This is a genomic window from Polaromonas sp. P5_D5, assembly GCF_054049435.1.
In genome coordinates this window covers 732,624-749,647 of the sequence record NZ_JBFUMJ010000001.1, presented here as the reverse complement: position 1 = coordinate 749,647, position 17,024 = coordinate 732,624, and the positions used below count along the sequence as shown (strand labels likewise).

General features: G+C 61.8%; 18 protein-coding genes. 13 read left to right on the top strand and 5 right to left on the bottom strand.

All coding sequences use genetic code 11. From position 1 onward, the window contains the following. Positions 1-126: 126 nt before the first annotated feature. From ACXJKE_RS03785 to ACXJKE_RS03770, 4 genes are all read right to left on the bottom strand, one after another. A complete protein-coding gene (locus ACXJKE_RS03785) occupies positions 127-789 on the bottom strand; it encodes an amino acid ABC transporter permease (protein ID WP_457279228.1) in 663 nt (220 codons plus the stop codon). 137 nt (positions 790-926) lie between these two features. Continuing rightward, complete coding sequence (locus ACXJKE_RS03780; protein ID WP_457279227.1) at positions 927-1,715, bottom strand: transporter substrate-binding domain-containing protein; 789 nt, start codon at positions 1,713-1,715, stop codon at positions 927-929. Continuing rightward, positions 1,712-2,497: a GntR family transcriptional regulator gene (locus tag ACXJKE_RS03775; RefSeq protein ID WP_457279226.1), complete on the bottom strand. Its 786-nt coding sequence runs from the start codon at positions 2,495-2,497 to the stop codon at positions 1,712-1,714. Before ACXJKE_RS03775 ends, ACXJKE_RS03780 begins: the two co-directional genes overlap by 4 nt. 182 nt (positions 2,498-2,679) lie before the next feature. Beyond that, positions 2,680-3,633 (bottom strand): Bug family tripartite tricarboxylate transporter substrate binding protein, encoded by a 954-nt coding sequence (locus ACXJKE_RS03770; RefSeq protein WP_457279788.1) that lies wholly within the window; start codon positions 3,631-3,633, stop codon positions 2,680-2,682. A gap of 262 nt (positions 3,634-3,895) precedes the next feature. Between ACXJKE_RS03770 and ACXJKE_RS03765 the strand changes: the two genes are divergently transcribed. The 3 genes from ACXJKE_RS03765 to ACXJKE_RS03755 all read left to right on the top strand — a co-directional run bounded on the left by ACXJKE_RS03765 (position 3,896) and on the right by ACXJKE_RS03755 (position 7,925). After that, positions 3,896-5,650, top strand: a complete 1,755-nt coding sequence (locus ACXJKE_RS03765; RefSeq protein ID WP_457279225.1) for a long-chain fatty acid--CoA ligase — start codon at positions 3,896-3,898, stop codon at positions 5,648-5,650. Positions 5,651-5,704: 54 nt separating this feature from the next. Further along, on the top strand, positions 5,705-6,817 hold the full coding sequence (locus tag ACXJKE_RS03760; protein WP_457279224.1) for a mandelate racemase/muconate lactonizing enzyme family protein: 1,113 nt from the start codon (positions 5,705-5,707) through the stop codon (positions 6,815-6,817). A gap of 169 nt (positions 6,818-6,986) precedes the next feature. Then, positions 6,987-7,925, top strand: a complete 939-nt coding sequence (locus ACXJKE_RS03755; protein ID WP_457279223.1) for an ion transporter — start codon at positions 6,987-6,989, stop codon at positions 7,923-7,925. Here the strand turns inward: ACXJKE_RS03755 and ACXJKE_RS03750 are convergent. Continuing rightward, positions 7,922-8,482: a YaeQ family protein gene (locus ACXJKE_RS03750; protein WP_457279222.1), complete on the bottom strand. Its 561-nt coding sequence runs from the start codon at positions 8,480-8,482 to the stop codon at positions 7,922-7,924. The two genes, ACXJKE_RS03755 and ACXJKE_RS03750, sit on opposite strands and share 4 nt — an antisense overlap. A gap of 276 nt (positions 8,483-8,758) precedes the next feature. On the opposite strand from ACXJKE_RS03750, the gene ACXJKE_RS03745 reads away from it, so the two are divergent. The 10 genes from ACXJKE_RS03745 to ppk2 all read left to right on the top strand — a co-directional run bounded on the left by ACXJKE_RS03745 (position 8,759) and on the right by ppk2 (position 16,890). After that, positions 8,759-9,769 (top strand): LLM class flavin-dependent oxidoreductase, encoded by a 1,011-nt coding sequence (locus ACXJKE_RS03745; protein ID WP_457279221.1) that lies wholly within the window; start codon positions 8,759-8,761, stop codon positions 9,767-9,769. A 58-nt stretch (positions 9,770-9,827) separates the two neighbouring features. Further along, positions 9,828-10,871, top strand: coding sequence for a methionine synthase (locus tag ACXJKE_RS03740; RefSeq protein ID WP_457279220.1), 1,044 nt, complete (start codon positions 9,828-9,830; stop codon positions 10,869-10,871). An 86-nt stretch (positions 10,872-10,957) separates the two neighbouring features. Continuing rightward, positions 10,958-11,512: a cupin domain-containing protein gene (locus tag ACXJKE_RS03735; RefSeq protein ID WP_457279219.1), complete on the top strand. Its 555-nt coding sequence runs from the start codon at positions 10,958-10,960 to the stop codon at positions 11,510-11,512. 178 nt (positions 11,513-11,690) lie between these two features. Then, positions 11,691-12,353, top strand: a complete 663-nt coding sequence (locus ACXJKE_RS03730) for a glycine zipper 2TM domain-containing protein (protein ID WP_457279218.1) — start codon at positions 11,691-11,693, stop codon at positions 12,351-12,353. 305 nt (positions 12,354-12,658) lie between these two features. Further along, complete coding sequence (locus tag ACXJKE_RS03725) at positions 12,659-12,940, top strand: DUF427 domain-containing protein (protein ID WP_348047097.1); 282 nt, start codon at positions 12,659-12,661, stop codon at positions 12,938-12,940. A gap of 157 nt (positions 12,941-13,097) precedes the next feature. Beyond that, positions 13,098-13,814 (top strand): class II aldolase/adducin family protein, encoded by a 717-nt coding sequence (locus ACXJKE_RS03720; RefSeq protein ID WP_457279217.1) that lies wholly within the window; start codon positions 13,098-13,100, stop codon positions 13,812-13,814. 29 nt (positions 13,815-13,843) lie between these two features. Then, on the top strand, positions 13,844-14,818 hold the full coding sequence (locus ACXJKE_RS03715; RefSeq protein WP_457279216.1) for a Bug family tripartite tricarboxylate transporter substrate binding protein: 975 nt from the start codon (positions 13,844-13,846) through the stop codon (positions 14,816-14,818). Positions 14,819-15,003: 185 nt separating this feature from the next. Then, positions 15,004-15,441: a universal stress protein gene (locus ACXJKE_RS03710; protein ID WP_457279215.1), complete on the top strand. Its 438-nt coding sequence runs from the start codon at positions 15,004-15,006 to the stop codon at positions 15,439-15,441. 48 nt (positions 15,442-15,489) lie between these two features. Further along, positions 15,490-15,729 carry a YdcH family protein gene (locus tag ACXJKE_RS03705; protein ID WP_457279214.1) on the top strand — a complete coding sequence of 80 codons (240 nt, stop codon included), beginning with the start codon at positions 15,490-15,492 and terminating at the stop codon, positions 15,727-15,729. 255 nt (positions 15,730-15,984) lie between these two features. Further along, positions 15,985-16,890, top strand: coding sequence for a polyphosphate kinase 2 (gene ppk2 / locus ACXJKE_RS03700; RefSeq protein ID WP_457279787.1), 906 nt, complete (start codon positions 15,985-15,987; stop codon positions 16,888-16,890). Positions 16,891-17,024 lie beyond the last annotated feature (134 nt).

Below are 17,024 nucleotides of genomic sequence, written 5' to 3'. Positions count from 1 at the left end.
GATTCCTTTTGAGCGCTGGATTCTTGACGCCAGCAGGGGCCGCGGAACCGGCTTTGCCGGGCCGCAGGCGCAGCGCCCCCTCGGGGGGCAGAGAGCTACACGAAGTGAGCGAACGTGGGGGCATAGTCAGCGACCAAAAAGGAACTTCGGACCCATCCAGTTGAGGAGCTTGCGCACCGCAACGGAGAGCACCAAATAGATCAGTGTGGCGATGATGAAGGCCTCAAACGCCCGGAAGTTGCGGCCCTGGATCAGGTTGGCGGCGTAAGAGAGTTCCTGCGTCGAGATTTGCCCGCACACTGCGGAGCCCAGCATCACGATGATGATCTGGCTCACCATGGCGGGCCAGACCTTCTTGAGTGCCGGCGGCAGCACCACACGGGTATAAATCTGCACCCGGTTGAGCGCCAGGCTTTCGGCCGCTTCAATCTGCCCGCGCGGTGTGGCTTCAACGCCCGCGCGAATGATCTCGGTGGCGTAGGCAGACAGGTTGATCACCATCGCCAGCACCGAGGCCGTCTCAGGCGACAGCCTGAAGCCCGCAGCCGGCAGGCCGAAGAAGATGAAGAACAGCTGAACGATGAAGGGCGTGTTGCGGATCAATTCCACATACGTACCCACCACCCAGCGCAGCCACGTGGGCCCGCTGGCACGCGCCCAGGCAAACGCCATGCCCATGAACATGCCGAGCACCGACGAAATCGCCGTCAGGCCCAGCGTCCACGCAACCCCAATGGCCAGCAGCGGCCATTGCGACAACACGGCCATGAAATCGAGTTCGACACGCATCTGAATCACTTTCTGTTGAAAGAATCGCTGCTTGCTTCTGTCATGCCAGCAGCCGCAGTGGAACCGGCTTTGCCGGGCCACCAGCGGCGCCCCCTGAAAGGGGGGAGGAGGCTACACGAAGTGAGCCTCAACGGGGGTCAGGGTAAATTGCCGGCAGGGCGACCCAGCCACTTCATCGCGATCTTGTCCAGGTCGCCATTTTTCTTGGCTTCGGCAATCACTTCATTGACCTTCAGGCGCAGCTTGTCTTCACCCTTGGCGACGCCGATGAAGTTGGGGCTGTCGGCGAGCAGCAATTTGTACTCGGTGTTCAGTTGCGGGTTCTTGGCCATCATGTTGCCGGCTACTGACGCGCCGGTGGCGATCAGTTGCACCTGGCCTGCGGTGTAGGCCGACACGGTGGTGTTGTTGTCTTCAAAGCGCTTGATGTCCGCGCCGGCGGGTGCAACCTTGCTCAGCTCCTGGTCTTCCAGGGCGGCGCGCGTGACACTGATGCTCTTGCCGGAAAGATCGGCAAACGACTTGACGCTGACGCTCTTGGGGCCGAACACCGCCTGGAAGAAGGGCGAGTAGGCCACCGTGAAGTCGATGACTTTTTCGCGGTCGGGGTTTTTGCCCAGTGTGGAGATGACCAGGTCGGCCTTTTTGGTTTGCAGATAAGCGATGCGGTTGGCGCTGGTGACGGGCACGAGCTCGATTTTCACACCGAGTTTTTGCGCGATGTAGCCGGCCATTTCCACGTCCAGGCCCTGGGGTTTCAGGTCAGTGCCAACCATGCCGTAGGGTGGGAAGTCGGTCGGGATGGCGATCTTGATCTCTTTGGCTTTCATGATGTCGTCCAGCGCAGTCTGTGCATGGACGCCGGTGGCGCCCAGCACGGCGGCTGCGGCAAGGGCAAGAGAAAAAACGCGTTTGCTGGGATTCATAGCAGGGCTCCAAGGTAAGTTGAGGAATCGTCAGTGGGTTTGGCCGAAGCACGGCCGGGCTTGCGAACACGGGAGGGCGGCGAGGACGCCGCCTTGTTGCTGGGGCTCTGCGCATCCAGTGGACTTAATGCACTGCGCAGATGCGACAGCGGGTCGCCGGCGCCGACCTGCAGCTTGAGCGCGGCCTGCACGCTGCCGATATGGGCTTGCATGAGCTTTTCAGCCTTGGCCAGGTCGCCCTTTTCAAGGGCCTGCACGATCTGCACATGCTCTTCGCAGGATTGCGCCGCGTCGTGCGACGACTGGTAGAGCATGGCAATGAGTGTGGTGCGCGCGGTGAAGTCGCGCAGGGTATCGGCCAACAGGCTGTTGCCCAGGCATTCGGCCAGGCACACATGAAAGTCGCCCAGCAAAAAACTGCGCAGGCCCACGTCGTCGCCCTTGACGGCGGCTTTCTCGCGGGTGAGGTGGCTTTTGAGCTGCTTGATGGCAGCCTTGCTGACGTCACCGGTACAGCGGATCAGGCCCATCTCGATCACGCGGCGCGCCTCGAAGGCTTCGCGCGCCTCTTCCTGCGAAGGCTCGATGACGTACCAGCCACGCCGGCTGCTGACGGTAACGATGCCGCGCACCGCCAGCCGGGTCAGGGCCTCACGCACGATGGTGCGGCTGCAGTCAAACAACATGGCCAGCTGCTGCTCGCCCAGGCGCGCGCCGGGCGCAAGCTTTTGCGCCATCACGGCTTCAATGATGCGGTTGGAAATGTCGGAGGCGGTGGCCATGCACCAGACAGTGCATATCCCGTGCCAGCCGACAAACTGGTTCAATCAACTGGTATACAAGCTATGTGCACCTATCTGGCGTGCCAAAAGGCCCGGTTTGCGGGTTTTTGGGGCTGCCCGCACCAGAACGGGGAGTGGCGCGGCCCGCGCAGATGCCCGCGGTTTGCCGCGCGGGGAGCTGGTTAGTCCAGCTTTGCACCGGAAGCCTTGACCGCCTGGGCCCAGCGCGGCATTTCAGTGGCCAGGAACTGGGCGAATTCGTCACTGCCCATGAAGGCAGGGTCGGCCCCTTGCGTGACCATGCGGTTGCGGATGTCCGGGCTGGCCATGACTTGCCTGAAGGCATCGCTGAGTTTGGCGGTCACGTCCTTGGGCAGGCCGGCGGGTGCGAGGAAGCCGTAAAAGCCCACCACCTCAAACCCCGTGATGCCCGATTCAATGACGGTCGGGATGTCGGGCAGGGCGGGGTTGCGCTCCTTGCTGGTCACGGCCAGCGCACGAACCTTGCCCTGCTTGTGATAGTTGGCTGCCTGCGGAATCGATTCGCCCATGAACTGCACCTGGCCTGCCATCAGGTCGGTAAAAGCGGGGGCGCTGCCGCGGTAGGGGATGTGCACCATGAAGAGTCCGGTGGCATTCTTGAACATCTCGGGCACCAGATGGCTGATGCCGCCGTTGCCGGCCGATCCGTAGTTGACCTGGCCGGGCCTGGCCTTGGTGTAGGCGATGAATTCCTTGAGGTTGTTGACCGGCAGCTTGGGGTTGACCAGCAGCGCCAGCGGTTGCATGGCGGTGCGCGCGATCGGGGTGAAGTCTTTCAGCGTGTTGTAGGGCAACTTGCTATAGAGCGCGGGGTTGATCACCATCACGCCGGTGTTGGCCAGCATCAGGGTGTAGCCGTCGGGCGCGGCCTTCATGACGTCTTGTGCGCCCACGGTGCCGCCGGCGCCGGATTTGTAGTCGATCACGATGGGTTGCCCCAGCACGGCCTGCAGGCGCTCGGTCAAGAGGCGCGCATGCTGGTCCAGCGGCCCGCCGGCCGGAAAACCGATCACCACGCGGATGGGCTTTTCGGGAAAAGCCGCGAACGCTGCGCCAGAGGCCAGCGCTGTGAAGGCCAGCGCGCAAGCCGACATCAGGGTTTTGCGTCGAAGGGCGAGAAATCGGGTCATGGTGTCTCCTGGATGTTTCTGCTTTTATTTCCGCGTGTAAACGGTGAGGCCGGAAGGACTTCCTTCGTGAAAGGGGGAAGCATGTGCTCTCGCACGGGGTGCAATCCATCATAGTGAGCGCGGGTCGCTCAAGTGACAGTGTTTTATCAGGAGCTTCCCGGATGTGGGCAGTGTGGACTCGGGGTAGGCTTGGGTCCCAAGTCAGTACTTGTCTGGAGCCTTTTTCTTGACCCTTGATTCCAACACCGGCCAGGCCGTCCCCGCAGCAACTCCGCACAACCTGCACCACCAGGTCTGGCCCAAGCGCCTGCCGCACAGCATCACGCCGCCGGCGACTTCGCTCTGGCACAACCTGGCGGTCAGCGCGCTGCGCTTTCCGGACAAGCCCGCGCTGGTTTTCTTCAACCGCGCGCTTAGTTATGCCGAAGTGATGCGTCAGGCGGAGCGCCTGGCAGCCACGCTTTACCGCATGGGCGTGCGCAAGGGCGACCGCGTGGTGCTCAACATGCAGAACTGCCCGCAGTGGGTGATCGCGCACTTTGCGATCCTGCGGGCCAACGCCGTGGTGGTGCCGGTCAACCCGATGAACCGGGCCGAAGAACTCAAGCACTACATCATCGATCCCGACGCCAGGATTGCCATCACCACAGCCGACCTGGCGCCCGAGCTGGCCAGGGCCAATGCACAGTTGGCACCCACCGACCGGCTCATGCACCTGGTGGTCACGCATTACAGCGATGCTTTTGACATGGAGCAATCCGGCGGCGACGATGCAGCGATGCCCGACGCCTGGCGCGACTGGCTGGGCACGCGCCACTCGCTGCCCGCACTGGATGGCGGCACGGTGATGAGCTGGGCTGATGCGATGACGGCCGGAGAAACCACCGAGCTGCCCCCACACACCGCCACACCGCAGGACCTGGCCGTGCTGCCCTACACCAGCGGCACCACCGGCCTGCCCAAGGGTTGCATGCACACGCACGCCAGCATCATGCACAACGCGGTGGCCAGCTGTTTGTGGGGCGGCAGCACGTTTGAAAACGTCACGCTGTCTGTGGTGCCGATGTTTCACATCACAGGCATGGTGTCGGTCATGCACGCTTCCATTTACGGCAGTGCGACGCTGGTTATCATGCCGCGATGGGACCGCGAGCTGGCCGGGCGCCTGATCTCGCGATGGGGGGTGACGCACTGGACGAATATCCCCACCATGGTGATCGACCTGCTGGGCAGCCCTAACTTCGCCAGCTTCGACCTTCGCAGCCTGGTCTACATCGGCGGCGGCGGGGCGGCCATGCCGCAGGCGGTGGCCCAGCGCCTGTGGGAACAATACGGCCTGCGCTTTGCCGAAGGCTACGGCCTGACGGAAACCGCGGCGCCCTCGCACAGCAACCCCTATGACGCCACCAAACAGCAATGCCTGGGTGTTCCCTTCGTGAGCTGCGACTCGCGCATCATCGATCCGGTCACGCTCAAGGAAGTGCCACAGGGCGAGCAGGGCGAAATCATCATGAGCGGGCCGCAGATATTCCAGGGCTACTGGAAGCGTCCGGACGCGACGGCCGAAGCTTTTATCGAGCTCGACGGCAAACGTTTCTTTCGCTCGGGCGATCTGGGGCGCATGGACGAGCAGGGATATTTCTTCATCACCGACCGGCTCAAGCGCATGATCAATGCCTCGGGCTTCAAGGTGTGGCCGGCCGAGGTCGAGGCGCTGATGTTCAAGCACCCGGCCATCCAGGAGGCCTGCATCATCAGTACCAAAGACGCCTATCGCGGCGAAACCGTCAAGGCGGTGGTGGTGCTGCGCGCCGCGGCCAAAGGCCAGACGACGGAAGACGACATCATCAACTGGTGCAAGGAGAACATGGCGGCGTACAAATATCCGCGCGTGGTGCAGTTTGTCGATGCACTGCCCAAGAGCGGCTCGGGCAAAGTGATGTGGCGCGCGTTGCAGGAAGCGGAGCAGGGCGCACGGTGAAGACTCTGGCACGATGAGGGTTCTGAGCCTTCTGAGTGCCACCCGGAGACAAAATTGAAAATCGCATCGGTCAAGCCGTTTATCCTGCATGTGCCCGTTACGGGCTCGCAGATTGCCGACAGCACCCATACCATTTCGCACTGGGGCGTGGTCGGGGTGCAGATAGACACAGACAACGGGCTCACCGGGTACGGCTTCACCGGCACCCATGCCCATTTGCCGAGCGACCAGCTGATCACGCGCTGCATCGAGACCTGCCATGCGCCGCTTCTGATCGGTGAAGATGCGGCAGACATCCAGCGCTTGTGGCTCAAGCTGGCGCGAAACCCCGCGCTGCAATGGGTAGGGCGCGCCGGCATCACCACGCTGTCGCAGGCGGCCATCGACATCGCCCTCTGGGACCTGAAGGCCAAGGCTGCAGGTGTACCTCTGTGGAAGCTGCTGGGCGGCCAGGTGCGCGAGAAAGTACGCGCTTACAACACCGACATCGGCTGGCTCAGCATTCCCGACGAACAACTGGTGGCAGGGGCGAAGCGCGCAGTCGACGAAGGCTTCACTGGCATCAAGGTCAAGATTGGCTCCAGCGTCGACCGTGACCTGAAACGGTTGGAGGCGGTACGCCGCGCCATCGGTCCCGCCATCACGATGGCGACCGACGGCAACGGCAAATGGGACTTGCCCACCTGCCAGCGCTTTTGCCGCGCGGCAGAGGCGTTTGATTTGTACTGGATTGAAGAGCCGCTTTGGTACGACGACGTGAAAGGCCATGCGCAACTGGCGCGCAGCACCAGCATTCCCGTCGCGCTGGGCGAGCAGCTCTACACGCACGATGCGTTTGCCGAATTCTTCCACCAGGAAGCCATTCACTGGGTGCAGCCTGATGTGACGCGCATGGGCGGCGTCACTGAAGTGCTGCGGGTGTGCGACACGGCGCATTCCTTCCGGTTGCCGGTAGCGCCGCACGCGGGCGACATGAGCCAGGTGCATGTGCACCTGAACCACGCGCACCCGGCGTGCACAGTGCTTGAATACATTCCCTGGATCAAGGACTGCTTCCTGGAGCCCGCGCAGGTGGTAGACGGCCACTTCAGCCTGCCGCAGCAGCCGGGCGCCAGCACCACGCCCACGGAAGCAGCCTGGGCCAGATACCGCCAGCCGGCATCCTGATGTCGTTCGGATGATTTTTAGTAAAAGTGGCTGAAAGCCATAATGGACAGGCGCAAGCAGCTATAAAAATAGTAGCAAATTCCTGCGCGGCCGTGAAGGCTTTTCCGGTCAGGTATCGTGCTGCTCTGTCAACCCAATGAACACGCGGCGCTTGCTGCACCTTTCCTGCATGGCCAAACCCGCTCCGCCTCTTCCTCCTTCCGACCTGGATGACAAGCCCCTCGATGGCTGGCGGCTACGCCTGTACACCATCATCTTTGAGGCTGACACCCGTGCCGGACGGTTTTTTGACAAGACCCTGATCGCCCTTATCCTGGTCAGCATCGCTGTGGTGATGGCCGACAGCGTGCAGGCGATCCATGCCTCGCACGGCCGGGCGTTCGCGATGATCGAATGGATTTTCACGCTACTGTTCACCGCCGAATACATCGCGCGCCTGGTGTGTGTGCGCAAGCCGTTGCAGTACGCGACAAGCTTTTTCGGCATCATCGATCTGGTCGCCGTGTTGCCAACCTACCTGGCGCTGTTTTTTCCGGAACTCCATGCGCTCATCGATGTGCGCGTGCTGCGGCTGCTGCGTGTGTTCCGCATCTTCAAGCTGGCTGCCTATGTGGCCGAATACCAGTCGCTGGGCCGTGCGCTGGCAGCAAGTGGCCGCAAAATTCTGGTGTTCCTGTCGGCCGTGGTGATGATGGTGCTGGTGATGGGCACCGTGATGTACGTGGTCGAAGGGCCTTCCAACGGCTTTACCAGCATCCCGACTTCTGTGTATTGGGCCATCAGCACCGTCACCACCGTGGGCTTTGGCGACATCACGCCCAAGACCGACCTGGGCCGGCTGATCTCGTCATTCATGATGTTGCTGGGCTGGGGCATTCTGGCTGTGCCCACCGGCATTGTCACGGCCGAAATGGCGGCGGAGCGGCGCCTGCAGCATCTGGCCCTGCCAACCACGCGCACCTGCCATGAATGCCTGACCGAAGGCCACTTGCCCGAGGCAGACTTTTGCTTTCATTGCGGTGCGAAGTTGCCGCTTTATCAGCATCAAGGCCAGCACCAGGATTCCAGGGACGCGAAGGATGCGTCCTCTCGGCGTCCTGGTGTTTAAGACTCGCCGGCCGTCAACCGGCGCGGTGTGATCTCTACCGACCCGAGCGCTGTACTCATCCACACCGTGCCGTCCTGCACCGTCACCTGCAGCTGCATGCTGCGCTCGGCCAGCTTGGCCAGCGCCTGGCTTTCAGCCGCGTCGATCTGCCAGACCACCAGGTTGGCCGCGCGGGTGAGCTTGGTTTCAATGTTCTTCCACCAGACCGGTGTGCTGCTGGCAAAGCTGTAGACACTCACGCGTTCGGCCCGGCCTGCGGCCTTCATCAGGCGTTTGTCGTCGGGCTGGCCTACGTCGATCCAGTGCAGGATCTGCTCGGTGTAGTCCTTGTGCCAGAGCGCCGCTTCGTCCACGTCCCACAGGTCCTTGGCAAATTCCAGGTTGCCCTTTTTGTCGTCGGCCGGCACGTTGAGCGCGAAGGCCAGCAGGCGGATCATCATGCGTTCGTCGGCCTCCGACGGGTGGCGCGCAATGGTCACACTGTGGTCGGCGTAGATGCTGCGGTCCATGTCGGACAGGGCTAACTGGGCTTTGTAAATGGTGGCTTTCAGTGCCATAAGGTGTACTTCTTTATCTCGGGTCTGGACGGGAACGAACCCTCTATTGGAACAGAGCGGGAACAAAGTCGTCCCGGGGTAACCCCGCCCGAGCGGGATTTAAGGGGTCTGGCTATAGTTTGCCGATGCCGGGCGCGATGTTGCATGCCATCTGGAACATAAAAACGCGTCTTTTGCGCCAGGCCTGCGTTGCAAATCCGCGCGATACCTTCGTATCGCTGTGGTTTGCGCCTTGTCCTGACCCAAAATCCATCGTTTTTATTTGTCCCAGCTAGCATGCAACATCGCACCAGCCTCTCCGTTCTCGACCAGTCCGTCGCCGTCACCGGCCGTACGGAAGACGCCTCCATCCGTGAAACCCTGCAGCTGGCCCGCCATTGCGAAGCGCTGGGCTACAAGCGCTTTTGGGTCAGCGAACACCACAGTCACCCCAGCATCGTCGGCTCGGCCCCCGAAGTCTTGATGGCGGCCATCGCGGCCACCACCAGCCGCATCCGTGTGGGCAGTGCCGGTGTCATGCTGCCGCACTATGCGGCACTCAAGGTGGCCGAGCAGTTTCGGGTGCTGGAAGCCATCGCACCGGGCCGCATCGACCTGGGCGTGGGCCGCGCGCCGGGCTCGGACATGCGCACGGCGCGCCTGCTCAGCAGCGACCCGCGCCAGTCGGCCGAGAACTTTCCCATTCAGGTGCGCGAGCTGCAGGCCTGGCTGGCGGGCGTTGACCTGCCCGAAGGCCACCCGGGCCGTGGTGTGACGGCCAACCCCATGGGCCCGACCACGCCGGAGATGTGGATGCTGGGCAGCTCCGACTACGGCGCGCAGCTGGCCGCACACTACGGCTTGCCGTATGCGTTTGCTTACTTCATCACTGACGGGCAGGGTGTGGAGCAGGCGCTGGAGATTTACCGCTCGACCTACCGGCCCAGTCCGCGCCACCCCACGCCGCAGGCGGTGCTCTGCGTGTGGGCGCTGGCGGCTGACACCGAGGCCGAGGCCTGGCACCACTTCTCGGGCCGCGAGCGCTGGAAGATAGACCGTAACCGAGGTGCACTGGCGGCTCTGCCCTCGCCCGAAGAGGTGGCGCAGCGGCCATATACGCCGGTCGAGCAGATGGAGGCCGACAGGCTCAGGGCCAATGCGCTGGTCGGCAGCGGCCCGCAAGTAGCCGCTAAATTAAGGGCGCTGGCCCATACACTGGGGGTTGACGAGCTGGTCGTGATCACCTGGACGCATGACCCCGCCGCCCGCAGGCGCTCCTATGAACTGCTGGCGCGGGAGTTTTTCTGAGTTTGAAACCGGCCACCAAAAAAAAGCATTGAACAAATATTGAGACAAGGACCACCCCATGCAAACGCCTCCTGCCACTCCGCTCTTTAGCGCCGCCATCGCCGGCAGCCTGCCCAAACCCGGCTGGCTGTCGGAAACCCAAAAACTCTGGCCTCAGTGGAAAAGTGAAGGCGAAGAACTCAAGCAGGCCAAGGCCGACGCCACGCTGCTGTGGATCAAGGTGCAGGAAGACGCGGGCCTGGACGTGATTGGTGACGGCGAGCAGTCGCGCCAGCACTTTGTGCACGGTTTTCTGGAGCAGGTTGAAGGCATCGACTTCGAGCACAAGGTCAAGATGGGCATACGCGACAACCGCTATGACGCGATGGTGCCGCAGGTGGTGTCCCAGCTCAAACTCAAGGGCCGGGTGCATGCCGCTGAAGCACGGCTGCTGCGCGCGCACACCACCAAAAAAATCAAATTCACCTTGCCGGGCCCGATGACGATTGTCGACACCGTGGCCGACCAGTTCTACGGCGACAAGGTCAAGATGGCGATGGCGTTTGCCGAACTGCTGAACCAGGAAGCGTTGGCGCTGCAGGCCGACGGTGTCGACATCATTCAGTTCGATGAGCCCGCGTTCAATGTCTACATGAAGGAAGCCGCCGACTGGGGCGTGAGGGCGCTGGAGCGCGCGGCGCAGGACCTGACCTGCACGACCGCCGTGCACATTTGCTACGGCTACGGCATCAAGGCCAACACCGACTGGAAGGAAACCCTGGGCGAGGAATGGCGGCAGTACGAAACCGTGTTTCCGGCGCTGGCCAAAAGTACCATCCGCCAGGTCAGCCTGGAGTGCTACCACTCCCACGTGCCGCCGCACCTGATGGCGCTGCTTGAGGGCAAGGACGTGATGGTCGGCGTGATCGATGTGGCCAGCGAGGAGATTGAAACGCCCGAGCAGGTGGCCGACACCATCGGCCAGGCGCTCAAATATGTGCCCAGGAACCGATTGATTCCCTGCACCAATTGCGGCCTGGCGCCCATGGACCGCGAAGTGGCGCTGAAGAAGTTGCAGGCGCTGGGCGCAGGTGCGGCGCTGGCGCGGGAACGCTACAAGTAAGGTTGCTCAGCGGACGCGGCATCGCTGCGCAGTGCGGGAGGCCGTTGTGCTGGACTGAATGCACGGCGCTGGTGTACGCTGGCAGCATGAGCAATGACCCCACGCTTCCGCATCATCCTCACGACCACGATCATTCCCACGGTCCCGGACACAAGCATCCCCATGCGCACGGAGAAGCCGACCCGCCGTGGAAGCACGACGGCGTGCGCGTGATCGCCGGCAATCAGCTGGACAGCAACACGGCACAGACACCGGGCATGGACAGGCGGGCCGCCATCAACTTTGCCCGCGTCGGGGCGCAAAAGCTGTGGGCCGGCACGGTGACCATCCACGCTGACGCCAAGACCGGCGCGCATCACCACGGCCACCTGGAGAGCGTGATCTATGTCATTCGGGGTAGAGCCCGCATGCGCTGGGGCGACCACCTGGAGTTCACCGCCGAGGCCGGTCCGGGCGACTTCATCTATGTGCCGCCTTACGTGCCGCACCAGGAAATCAACGCCAGCCCGACCGAGGTGCTGGAGTGCGTGCTGTGCCGCAGTGATGGCGAAGCGGTTGCTATCAACCTCGATATCGATCCGGTGGAAAAGCCGGACACAGTGCTGTGGGTGGACCCGACCCATCCCCATGGGGGCGTCTAAAAAGACGTGTAAAGCTTGGGTGAAGGCTGTATGAGGGCAGTGTGAACGCGTGCTGAAGTGCGGAAAAGCGCACACTTTCACCTGAACGCGGAAAGCTTTCCTTACGAATGTCACTTCGTCCTACAGGATGTATCCGTCGGTGTTGTTACAACCGGGGCTCACACACAGGAGTTCCATCATGGACACCAACAACCAAGTTAACCAACCCGCCGTTCAACCTCAGCCTGCCCACCAGCCGGGCTTCTCGCAGCGCCTGCAGCACAGCAAGGCGCTTGTCGCCATCGTTGCCGTGCTCGGCGTGACCGTGATGGCGCTGGCCGCCGCGCTGGTCGTCAACCGGTCCGACGCGCAGCCGGGTGGATCGGCCGCGGTCAATGAACCCGCGCAGACTTCCAAGCTGGCGGCGGATACGTCCAAACACACGCAGCCCGCCAAGCCGCACACCAGCCCGGTCGTGGTCGCGCAAGCCTCGCCGCGCGCCAATGTCTGCGCAACCTGCGGCACCGTCGAAGCTGTGACCCCCGTCCAACGCCAGGGCAAGGTGAATGGCGTGGATGTGGGCAACACCACCATCGGACTTGGCACAGTGGCCGGCGGCGTTGTCGGCGGCCTTGTCGGTAACCAGATGGGTGGCGGCAATGGCAAAACCGCCATGACCGTGCTGGGTGTTGCAGGCGGCGCATTTGCCGGCAACCAGATCGAAAAGAACATGAAGAAGGTCACCGTGTACGAAGTGCGCGTGCGCATGGACGATGGCACCGTGCGCAACATGGAGCTTTCCAGCGCCGTGGCAGTGGGTTCGAAGGTGATTGTTGAAGGCAAGAATTTGCGGCTTGCTTGATGGGCCCCCACGCTTTTCACTTCGTTTAATGCGCTGCCCCCCGAGGGGGCCGCCCGCTGGCAGTCCGGCAAAGCCGGCCCTGTGGCTCATGCTGGCCTTAAGAAGGGGTCTCAACAAAAAGCGCTGGTGTTTGTCACCGGCGCTTTTTTTTGGCCGTCATTCTTGTCGGGCGGCTTCATAAATCCCCGGGTCGGCCAAGACCTGTGCGGAGGGTTAGCATGGAGCCCTGCATCTTCCGAATTCCCGATCAATCGATCGATTTCCACATCCCGCCTCAACATCAGCTTGAGCAGAAAGAAAGACCCATGAAAGCCATCTGGAACGGCGCAGTGATTGCGCAAAGCGACGACACCGTGGTGGTGGAAGGCAACCACTATTTCCCCGAAAGCGCGCTCAACCGCGACTACGTGACCTTCAGCAACCACCACACCATGTGCTCATGGAAAGGGCAGGCCAGTTACTACTCGTTGCTGGTCAACGGTGAAATGAATACCGATGCCGCCTGGTATTACCCCGATCCCAAGCCCGAAGCCGACAACATCAAGGGCCATATTGCGTTCTGGAAAGGCGTGAAGATCGAGCCCTGACGCACCAGCCTGAGGTGGCGGCTGCCGGAGGGGCCGATGAATGCCCGAAGAGGGCGGGTTTACCCTGAATCTTCAGCGTTTGCCTGGAAAATTTGCCATGTAATATGCATGCTTATTAAAAATGACCCTTCCGGGCCGTTGCCAATAAGGAGACTTCATGACGCTTTCCGCGCCCGATCCAGCGCTGGTCGAAAAACTCGTGATGGCCAACCGCATCCTGTACGACCAGGGGGTGGTAGATGGCTTTGGCCATGTGAGCGTGCGCCACGACAAGTCACCTGAACATTTTCTGCTGTCCTGCAACCGTGCGCCCGGGCTGGTCAAAAAAGCTGACATCCTGACTTACGACCTCAATGGCGACCTGGTGGGTGAGTCCACGCTGCGGTCCTACCTTGAACGTTTCATTCACGGCGAAATCTTTCGCGCGCGGCCTGACGTGATGGCGGTGGTGCACAGCCATTCCCCCAGCGTGATTCCTTTCGGCGTGACCGGCCAGCGCCTGCGCCCCATATTCCACATGAGCGGTTTTTTGGGCAGCGGCTCGTCGCTGTATGAAATCCGCGAGTCCAACGGCAACACCGACCTGCTGATCCGCGACATGGGGCTGGGCAAAGACCTCGCCAGGGCACTGGGCCAGCACACCTGCGTGCTGATGCGTGGCCACGGTTCGACCGTAGTGGCGCCTTCGCTGGAGCGCGCGGTTTACCGGGCGGTCTATGCCGAAGAAAATGCCAAGCTGCAGCTAACCGCATCGGCCCTGGGCCCGATCGAATTCCTGACGTCCGAAGAAGCGGACCTGGCCATGGCGACGAATGAGGGCCAAGTCATGCGGCCGTGGGAATTGTGGAGCCGCCGTATCGGCGCTATTGAATAAACAGCCCGGACAAACGAAAGAGGCGAATCATGAAATTTCCAAAGCTCCTGGCCCTGGTCACCTTGATGTCACTGACCTCCATGACAGCAACGCAGGCGCTGGCGCAAGCCTATCCATCACGCCCCGTGCGCATCATTGTTCCTTATGGCACCGGCGGCGGCTCCGACATCCTGGCGCGCCAGATCGGCGCACGCCTGCAGACCCTGTGGGGGCAGGGCATTGCGGTAGACAACCGTGCGGGTGCCTCCGGCAATATCGGCACGGAAGCCGTGGTCAAGGCGCCGGCAGACGGCTACACGCTGCTGCTGCAAAACAGCACCATGGTGGTCAACCCGGCCGTGAACGGCAAGCTCAACTACGACCCCGAGAAGGACCTGACGCCCATCATGCTGCTGGGCCTCACACCGATCGCGCTGGTGTCGCACCAGAGCACCAACATCAAGACGATTCAGGAACTGGTCGCCTATTCCAAAGCCAATCCGGCGGCGCTGAGCTACGGCTCTTGCGGCGTCGGCACACCGCAGCATTTCGTGATGGAACTGGTCAAGCAAAAGTCTGGTGTCAGTGCTACCAATGTTGGCTACAAGGGCTGTGCCCCTGCGCTGACCGACGTGGTGGGCGGGCAGGTGCAACTGGCCATCCTCAGCGCCAACCTTGCTGCGCCGCACATCAAGACCGGCAAGCTCAACGGCATTGGCGTGTCAACCGCCACGCGCTATGACCTGATGCCCCAGGTGCCGACCTTTGAAGAGCAGGGCCTGAAGCCTCTGGACTTTTCCATCTGGTATGCGCTGATGGGCCCGGCCAAAATGCCGCCCGAGGTGGTTGCCAAAATTTATGCGGACGTTCAAAAGGTGCTGGCTGAAGCTGCCGTGAGGGAAAACCTTTCAGGGGCAGGCGTGGAGCCCCTGAGCGGCGACGGCGCCGCGCTTGCCAGGCTGATCAAGGTGGACCTGGCGCGTTATGCGCAACTGGCCAAATCGGCCAATATCAAACCTGAATGAATGCCGCGAGGCAGTGACGTCCGTGCAGCGCAGTGCTGCGGTTTCGGCGCCTTGTCTGACGGCGGCCTGTCGCCCAATACCCTATAACTGATGCATGGCGGGCCGTAGCGGCCCTGCGCTGGCCGGCATTGACCCGCGAAGGGCGCCGGCCGCAGAATCCATTCCTGGCTCAAGGAGATTCCATCATGTACAAGCACATTCTGGTTCCTGTAGACGGCTCTTCCACCGCGCGCAAGGCGATCGGCAATGCACTGGCAGTGGCCCAGGCTTTCAAGAGCGAGGTGACCGTCGTTTACGTCATAGACCCTTATGCTTTTACCGGGGTGGGCGCCGACTTTGCCTATGGGCAGGCCGAATACCTGAGCGCTGCCACGGCCGAAGCCAATGAGGCCATCACTGCAGCCAAACAGGCCTTCCAGGAGGCGGGTATCACCGCTACCGGCTCGGTGGTGGAAGGCCATGCCATCTATCGCGGCATCCTCGACACCGCCGAAGCAGTCGATGCCGACCTGATCGTCATGGGTTCCCACGGCCGCCGCGGGCTTGAAAAACTGGTGCTGGGCAGTGTCACCGCCCAGGTGCTTTCCCACGCGCACCTGCCTGTGCTGGTGGTGCGCGACTGAACAGCTGTTCGTTTCCCGACGGCGTGACGCTACACAAAAGGAGTTTTTATGGACCTTCTGAATCACGACATTGCACATGAATTTCCGGAATACCTGCAGAAGATGCGCAGCCTCAAGGTGTCTGACCCACACTTTGCCGAGCTCTTTGCGCGCTACGACGAGGATAACCACGCGATTGCAAAGTATGAGCAGGGCGTGGGTGTCATCACGGACGAGGCGCTGGAAGACCTGAAAAAGCGGCGGCTCAAGGTCAAGGACGAGATTTACCAGATCCTCAAGAAAAGCTGATCACGTCATGGGAATTCCTGATTTTGAGGAAAACTGCCTTGAAACCCAATAGGGACGTGCGCAAGCAGCTATCAAAAGGGAAGCAAAGACAGGGTTGATATCGTTCCTGCCCTGCAGGGCGGCTTGAAAGTCCGGTGATTTAGATAACGTTTTTAGGCTGTTTCATCAAACTGCCATGTGCCGCGGGTACGCTGGGGTGTTGACCGATTTCCGGTTGTGCAGGAGAGAACCTTGAGTTCAAGCGACGAAGAATTGATGCGGCGGATCCGCAATGACCTGATCGACAGCTACGACGAAGAGCTGGAGATGGAGATTGAAGACCGCACCGTGGCCGAGCTTATCGGGGAAGAGCAACCTGCCCGCAGCCCCAGGGACGCGGCACAGGAAAAAGAAGACCGCCGCCAGTACTTCCGTGAGCTGTTCCGCCTGCAGGCCGAACTCGTGAAGCTGCAGGACTGGGTGGTCAGCACCGGCCACAAGGTGGTGATTTTGTTTGAAGGACGCGATGCCGCCGGCAAGGGCGGCGTGATCAAACGCATCACCCAGCGGCTTAATCCGCGCGTCTGCCGTGTGGCGGCATTGCCGGCCCCGAACGACCGCGAGCGTACGCAGTGGTACTTCCAGCGTTATGTGTCCCATTTGCCGGCAGCCGGAGAGATCGTGCTGTTTGACCGCAGCTGGTACAACCGCGCCGGCGTGGAACGCGTCATGGGCTTTTGCACTGACGACCAGTACGAGGAATTTTTCCGTACTGTGCCGGAGTTTGAAAAGATGCTGGTGCGTTCGGGCATACAGCTCATCAAGTACTGGTTCTCCATCTCCGACGAAGAGCAGCACCTGCGTTTTCTCGGTCGCATCCACGACCCGCTCAAGCAATGGAAGCTCAGCCCCATGGACCTGGAGTCACGCCGCCGCTGGGAGGAGTACACCAAGGCCAAGGAAATCATGCTGGACCGCACCCACATCCCCGAGGCCCCATGGTGGGTGGTGCAGGCGGACGACAAGAAAAAAGCCCGCCTGAACTGCATCCACCACCTGCTGCAGCAGATGCCCTACCAGGAAACCCCGCACCCGCCCATCGTGCTGCCCGAACGGGTGCGCCATGAGGACTATGTGCGTACTCCGGTCCCACAAAACATTGTGGTACCGGAAATCTACTAACACCCCGCCCAGGCTCACTGCGTGTAGCCTGTCCCCCCTCAAGGGGCGGCGCCTGGGGCCGGCGAAGTCGAAAGACTGGCACACCCCTATCGAGCTCACTCCGTGTAGCCCTTTTCCCCTTGCAGGGGACGGCG